The sequence below is a fragment of the Acinetobacter sp. GN11 genome (assembly GCF_054823985.1).
On record NZ_JRVL01000095.1, the window covers coordinates 1 to 6,824 of the forward strand.

Annotated in this window: 3 protein-coding genes and 2 pseudogenes; 1 reads left to right on the plus strand and 4 read right to left on the minus strand. The window is 38.5% G+C overall.

The genetic code is table 11. The features are described from left to right. Window positions 1-331: pseudogene (locus tag NL42_RS10175) on the plus strand (hypothetical protein); the annotation flags it as partial. Here NL42_RS10175 and NL42_RS10180 read toward each other — a convergent pair. From NL42_RS10180 to ptsP, 4 genes and pseudogenes are all read right to left on the minus strand, one after another. After that, window positions 328-980: pseudogene (locus NL42_RS10180) on the minus strand (hypothetical protein); the annotation flags it as partial. The pseudogenes NL42_RS10175 and NL42_RS10180 overlap by 4 nt on opposite strands. A 72-nt stretch (window positions 981-1,052) precedes the next feature. Next, a complete protein-coding gene (locus NL42_RS10185) occupies window positions 1,053-2,771 on the minus strand; it encodes a fructose-specific PTS transporter subunit EIIC (RefSeq protein WP_461312655.1) in 1,719 nt (572 codons plus the stop codon). Then, a complete protein-coding gene (gene pfkB / locus NL42_RS10190) occupies window positions 2,758-3,705 on the minus strand; it encodes a 1-phosphofructokinase (protein WP_461312656.1) in 948 nt (315 codons plus the stop codon). Before pfkB ends, NL42_RS10185 begins: the two co-directional genes overlap by 14 nt. Before the next feature lie 15 nt (window positions 3,706-3,720). Next, the gene (ptsP, locus tag NL42_RS10195) at window positions 3,721-6,576 is read right to left on the minus strand and encodes a phosphoenolpyruvate--protein phosphotransferase (protein ID WP_461312657.1); all 2,856 of its coding nucleotides are present in this window, start codon (window positions 6,574-6,576) and stop codon (window positions 3,721-3,723) included. Window positions 6,577-6,824: the final 248 nt, after the last annotated feature.

Sequence of the window (6,824 nt, forward strand, 5' to 3'; positions counted from 1 at the left end):
TTTAATATTTACGTTATATAACAGTCGAGCAACCTGTCGAGATTTACAGGTTATAGTATTGGATAAAACTGATAATGATCCATCAAAACCAGTTCTAATATATCCAAGGTATGATTTATTGCTTGGAAATAGTGAGAAAGAATATGCCTTTCCACCACGTCTTTTATCTGATTCAGTTAAACCAAATGCAAATGGGGCGATAATTTTAGAATTAAGTTTTAAGTTCTTTGATGCTTATGATAATGAGCAATCCCAATTATTTCAATTTATGACCTTATCAAATCAAAAAGATGGAGAAGCTTTGATTCATCGTGTGAAACATGAAGATTAAAAACAATCAACCTCACTAAACCAATCTTCAAAATCATCTGGGTTCTCTTCAATTTCATCTCTAGCTGGAAGGGAAGTGAATTCAATTGGTGCTGAAGGATGATTACTTGCAAAATCAGCCAGTAAGTGAGCGATAGCACTATCCCCATGTCGATCTTTATTATTTGAGTTCGTTTTTCCCATTGCTGGAATACGCGCCACACCATTAACCATAACAAATGCCCTGTGATCTTCTAAAACGTCTTGATCCGCTGGCATATTCTCAATATCACCATCTTCTAACGATGATTTAAAATGCGGTGTATTCCTTCGATACCATGCTTCAGTCAACATAACAGCATCGATACATTCACCGTATTTGACTTGCATTGCTTCAGCTAAATAGCCACCATTACCACCGGCATCATGCGCACCTTTGCTAAAGTTAGGTAATATCCCAACAATAAGTTTCAAAAACTCTTCTTGCTGTTTGTATAGAACTTTAAACATTCCAAACAGGAAAGGAATACGTTTTATGTATTTTGCTGTTTTATTTAGGGCCAAAATGAACAAGTATTACGTTTACGTGCAAAGTCTAGACTATAATAAATGAACAGCTTTTTAAGTAATGCCTTAATTAAAGGTTTTAAGTACTCGTTATTGAAAAACTCTCAATTTCAAATTTTCTTTGATGAAAAATATAAAATGTAAAAAAAGGGAGAATTAATATTCTCCCTTTTTTATTATGCAGTGGTCGCAGTCTTTTCTTCTATCTTTTTCTTAACAATCGCATAGCTTATTCCTGTAACAATACTACCGGCAGCAATTGCAGCAAGGTAGAGCCAAGCATGATTAATTGCATTTGGAATTAAAAGAACAAATACGCCGCCGTGAGGAGTAACTAACTCGCAGTGGAATAGTGCAACAAGTGCCCCAGTCACAGCACCACCTAAAATACAAGTCGGAATAACGCGCATTGGGTCTTTAGCTGCAAAGGGAATAGCACCCTCGGAAATAAAACATAACCCTAATACGAAAGCAGCTTTTCCGGCATCTTTCTCTCCTGTACTAAATTTATTTTTAGCCACGAAAGTTGCAATGGCCATACCAATAGCAGGGACCATACCGCCCGCCATTGTTGCTGCCATTGGCATATAGGTATTTGTTGTCAACAATCCGACAGTAAAAGCGTAGGCTGCCTTATTGATTGGACCGCCTAAATCGATACACATCATGCTTGCTAATATAATTCCCATTAACACAGCATTTGTTGTACCCATGTTATTTAAGAAGTCTTTCATTAGCTCGAAAATATGTGCTACAGGCTGTCCAACCACATAGAACATAATAAGGCCAACAAATAATGTACCTAATAAAGGAATAATTAAAATCGGTTTAAGTGCTTCTAGACTAGTAGGAAGTCTGAGTTTTTTTGCAATAAAAAGTGCGATATAGCCCGCAAGGAAACCTGAAACGATGCCGCCTAAAAAGCCTGCTTGTAATTGAGAGGCGAGTAAGCCGCCGATTAAGCCAGGTGCGAGGCCAGGGCGATCAGCAATGGAGTAGGCAATATAACCCGATAACATCGGGACCATGAGCATAAATGCAGCGGCCCCAATTTGTTTTAATATGGCTGGTAAACTGCCTGCTTGCTCAGCAGCATTTAAGCCAAAGCATAGGGATAGGGCAATTAGAAGACCACCAGCTACCACCATAGGTAACATATAAGAAACACCTGTTAAGAGATGTTTATATACGCCAACTTTTTCGGTTTTATCCTTGTTCTCTGCTGATGTTTGTTGTTTACCTTGATCTAGAACTTGTGCATTACTAATCGCGTCAGCAAAGGCTTTATCTGTTTGCTTTAATGCAAAACCAGTACCGCATCGGTAAACACGTTTGCCTACAAAACGGTCTGTATTAACTTCAATATCAGTAGCAAGAATCACGATGTCCGCTGCAGCAATAGCTTGAGCTGATAAAATATTTTTTGCACCCACAGAACCTTGTGTTTCTACTTCAATTTCATAACCAAGTTTTTCTGCACCTTGTTGTAATGCTTCAGCAGCCATAAAGGTATGGGCAACACCTGTAGGGCACGCAGTGATTGCAACAAATTTAGTCGCTTTATTTGGCGATGGCGTATTATCACTCTGCCAATCTTGAGCTGGCTTTAAATTATCTAAGCCAGCTTGAAAAGCTGAATGAGCATCATTTTTGATTTCTTCAATGCTAATTAAAGATAAAGGGTGTGTACCAAAAATATTAAGATTTTTCGGACGTTGTCCAATAACAATGATTTGATCAAAGTTTTGATTTTCTTCGAATTCATCGAGCGAAATTATATTATTTTCGTAACCCTGTTGGGATGCTACCTGTGCAAGCTTTCGAGCTAAAATCAAAGCATTGACTTGCTGTTGCGGACTATTAATGACAAATAATAAATGTTTAGCAGTTGGCATCAGATTCACTCAATGAATTGATTGTAGTTTGGGCTTTTAATTGGTTTAGCATTTCAGCATTTGGAATACGAAAGCCAATTTGTGTTACAGCATGGCTCGCAATTGCAGTAGCCGTTTTCAATGTTTCTTCGGCAGAGAAGTTATTTATTAAGCCGTGAATCATGCCAGCTAAAAGAGAGTCGCCCGCACCAACGGTACTTTTAACTATCACTTTAGGGGCTTGGGCATGTAGTGGATGTGTTTCATGTAGCCAGTTTACACCGTCTTCACCCATCGAAATAACGACATGCTCAATTTTAGCTAAGTTTTCAAAAAGCTTTTTTTGTTCAGCATAAGTCGCGGCAGGAAGCTGATAACTTTCTACTAACTCATCTGTATTTGGTTTAATCATCCATGGTTGACATTCAATTGCAGCGACCAATGCTTTACCACTTGTATCAAGTGCAACTTTTTTCCCTTGCTGTTGAATGAGCTTAATAAGTTGCTGTAATTCATCAATACTAAAACCTTGTGGAAGGCTCCCGGCAATGGCAACTACATCTACTTGTGGCAAAATCATTTCGATTTTTTGAAAGAGATTCTTTTTATCTAGTCCAGAAACTAAGAAACCTTTTCCATTTAAATCGGTCATACGCCCAGAATGTTCAGCAATTTTTATATTTTGACGAGTCTCGCCTTCAATATAAATAAACTCAGCTTGGAATTGAGCCTCTTTAAAATGATCATCAAAAATTTGTTTGTTTGTTGTTCCTAGAAAGCCAGAAACAATAACTTCATGCCCCAAATCTTTTAAAACTTGTGCAATATTTAATCCTTTGCCTGCTGCATGTATTTCTACAGATTCTTGGCGATTTACCTCGCCAACCTGTAACTCATTGAGTTGTATCGTTACATCAATTGCAGGATTTAAAGTAATTGTTAAAACTTTAGCCATTACTGTTCCTAATCTTTAGATTTCTTGTTCGGATAACTGACGTACAGCAATGGCGCTTTCACATTCTAGTGCGCGTTTTGCAAGCGCTTGAGCTTGGCTGTAGTCAAGTGTACGAATTTGGGCTTTTACTAAAGGAATACTATTTGGAGACATGCTGAGCTCATCTACGCCTAATCCCATAAGAATCGGTACAGCTTTTGGATCAGCTGCGAGTTCTCCGCATATACCCACCCATTTGCCATGTTTGTGCGCAGCTTTTACGGTGTGATCAATTAATTGCAAAATACTTGGGTGGAGGCCGTCTGCTTCAGCCGACAGGATAGGGTGACCACGGTCAATAGCTAAAGTATATTGGGTTAAATCATTTGTTCCTATACTGAAAAAGTCCACTTCTTGAGCAAGAATAGGCGCAAGTAAAGCAGCAGAAGGAACTTCTATCATAATACCAACTTGTAAGTTGGCACATGGATGTACAGCTTTAACTTCATCAAGAATAGCTTTGGCAGCACGCCATTCTTCCACACGGCCAATCATTGGAAACATGATTCGTAAAGGACGATCATCTGCGGCTTTAAGCAAAGCGATAAGTTGTTGACGTAACAGCTCAGGCTGTCTTAGTGTCAAACGAATACCTCTTAGGCCTAAAAATGGATTTTCTTCTTCAGCAATTGGAAGGTAAGGAAGTGGTTTGTCACCACCTACATCAAGAGTACGTACTACAAGTGGGCGACCAGCAAGGCCATCTAGCACAACACGATAATCTGCTTCTTGGGTAGCTTCACTTGGAGCACTGCTATGAGCCATAAAAACAAGCTCTGTTCTAAGTAAGCCAATTGCTTCGGCACCACATTCTACTGCGTGGGCTGTAGCTTGAACTTTTCCTAAATTGGCAGCAACTTCGATTTGGTGTTGATCTAGGGTAATCGCAGGTTCTTGGCTGTGACGTTCAGCCTCTTCACGAATTTTTTGTTGAAGCTCTCGTTCTTGTTTGGCTTGTTCGATTTGCTGAGTGTTAGGGTTTAATACAAAAGTTCCTGTATCTCCATTAATTAAAAGAGAACTCTTTTGTTCAATATCTAGTACTTGATCACCAGCACCAACAATTGCAGGAATACCTAAAGCGCGAGCAACAATAGCGCTATGTGCACTTGCACCGCCTACAGCTGTCAAAATACCCGCTACTCGATCTTTATTAAGGCGAGCCACATCACTTGGGCCCACATCGTACATGATCAAAATATAAGGTTCTTTAGGTTCCTCGATGATAACTTCACCACAGAGTTGTGCTAAAACCCGATCGCCAATATCACGTAAGTCTGTAGCACGCTCAGCCAGTAAACGATCTGGTAAAGCTGCTTGCTCTTTAGCTGCTGCTTCAATATGTTCATGCCAAGCAGCAGGAGCAGAAAGGTTTAAGTTAATCTTTTGATAAACACCATTAATAAGATCTGGGTCGTCTAGCATTTCCAAATGTGCTTGGAAAATTTGCTTAATTTCAGCTACTTCAGATTTTGCAATAACTTGGTGAATATTGTTTTTAACTGCGTGAAGAGCAATATCAAGTTTCTCTTTTTCTGCTTTAACGCTTAAACCCATACGTTCATATTGGTAAACCTTGGGTTTGATGACATGTACGGGGCCAAAAGCTAGACCACTAGAAGCTGGAATGCCAGTATTTGTACTCAATGTTTTCGGGTGTGATTTTACTGTTTGAGGTGATTGAGCTTCTTTTGCATCTGAAGATTGAATAGGTTCAACTTCTTCTCCTAAGCCTTGTTGCACAGCCTGAATAACTTTATCTAAAGCTGCAACAGCATCTGTTTCTGGTTCGGCAATAAAACGTAGGGTCTGGCCACGTTTACATCCTAGAGCTAATAAACGAGTCAAGCTTTTAGCTGAAACAAAATTACCTTCGTCGACCGCGACTTGAATATCACCTTGAAAACTTTTAGTTAAGTTCACCAAATGAGTCGCTGGTCGTGCATGTAATCCATGGGCATTGGCTAATACAACCGAGCGATGAGGCCAATCTGGAATAACATCTGCACCAATAATTTTAGCAATCTCATTTGGTGCTTGTGTTTGATCTAGTTGTGCGACTTGTTCTGGGTTAAATAAAATATCAATCAGTCTGTTAAATCTTTGGCTATCTAACTGCTCATTGGCAGCAATACAGACGAGAGTATTTAGTTTTTGTCCATTTACATCTAAAGCATTGCGTGGCTTTACAATACTGATTGCTGGTTGTTGAACAAACTTACTGCTAGAAATCGTCCAGATCTGGTCTTGTAACTGGATAACTTGATCTGGCTCAAGTGAGCTTAGAAAACCACATTTTACGAAATTATGTTTTTTTAGAATTTGAGAGGCTGACCACAATAAGTCTTCAATATCTTGAGATTCAATTTCAGTTTGAATTAAATTTTCGTGAAGAGTTAAAGATAAGGGTTGAGCTTGCAAGAGTTCAATAATTTGTTCAGATTGAGTCGCATTTTTTACCTGTTCACTTACATCCTGCATTAACGCTCTAGTTAATATTTGTAGTACTTGTAAATGCTCATCAGATTGTGCTGCAATAACAACAGCTAAATAAATCGTGTTTTCCCCATCCCAGATTATTCCTTCAGGGAAGTGAGCTAACCGAATACCTGTTTCTAAAATAAATTCACGAGATTGTGGCGTACCATGCGGAATAGCAATACCTTGGCCTAAATAGGTAGCGCTTTGTTGTTCACGATTGATGAGTCCTGTTACATATTCAGGTGTAACTAACCCATCTTTTACTAATATATCTACTAGACACTGTAATGCATGCTTTTTATCAACAGCATGTTGATTCATATGAATATGTCGAGGCTCGAGTGCTAGCATACTTATCCTTGAACAATTTCTTAGGTTTTAACTAAAACAGAAAAAAAGAAGCTGTTTGTATTAAAATAGGTTGGTTTACCTGTTTTTAAACAACAGCTTCAGACAAATTACCATAGCAGAACTTTAAGCTTATATCGACGTATTTACGTAAATAATGCTTATTTAAAATACAAAGGAATCACGACTTAATATATGTAAGTTTTTTATAGTAACTATAAATTTAATAAAGTGATTTTATAAAAAGGGGA

Excerpts from the sequence above, each read along its gene's own strand:
- NL42_RS10185 (WP_461312655.1), bottom strand. The coding sequence starts at position 2,771 with ATGCCAACTGCTAAACATTTATTATTTGTCATTAATAGTCCGCAACAG.
- pfkB (WP_461312656.1), bottom strand. The coding sequence starts at position 3,705 with ATGGCTAAAGTTTTAACAATTACTTTAAATCCTGCAATTGATGTAACG.
- ptsP (WP_461312657.1), bottom strand. The coding sequence starts at position 6,576 with ATGCTAGCACTCGAGCCTCGACATATTCATATGAATCAACATGCTGTT.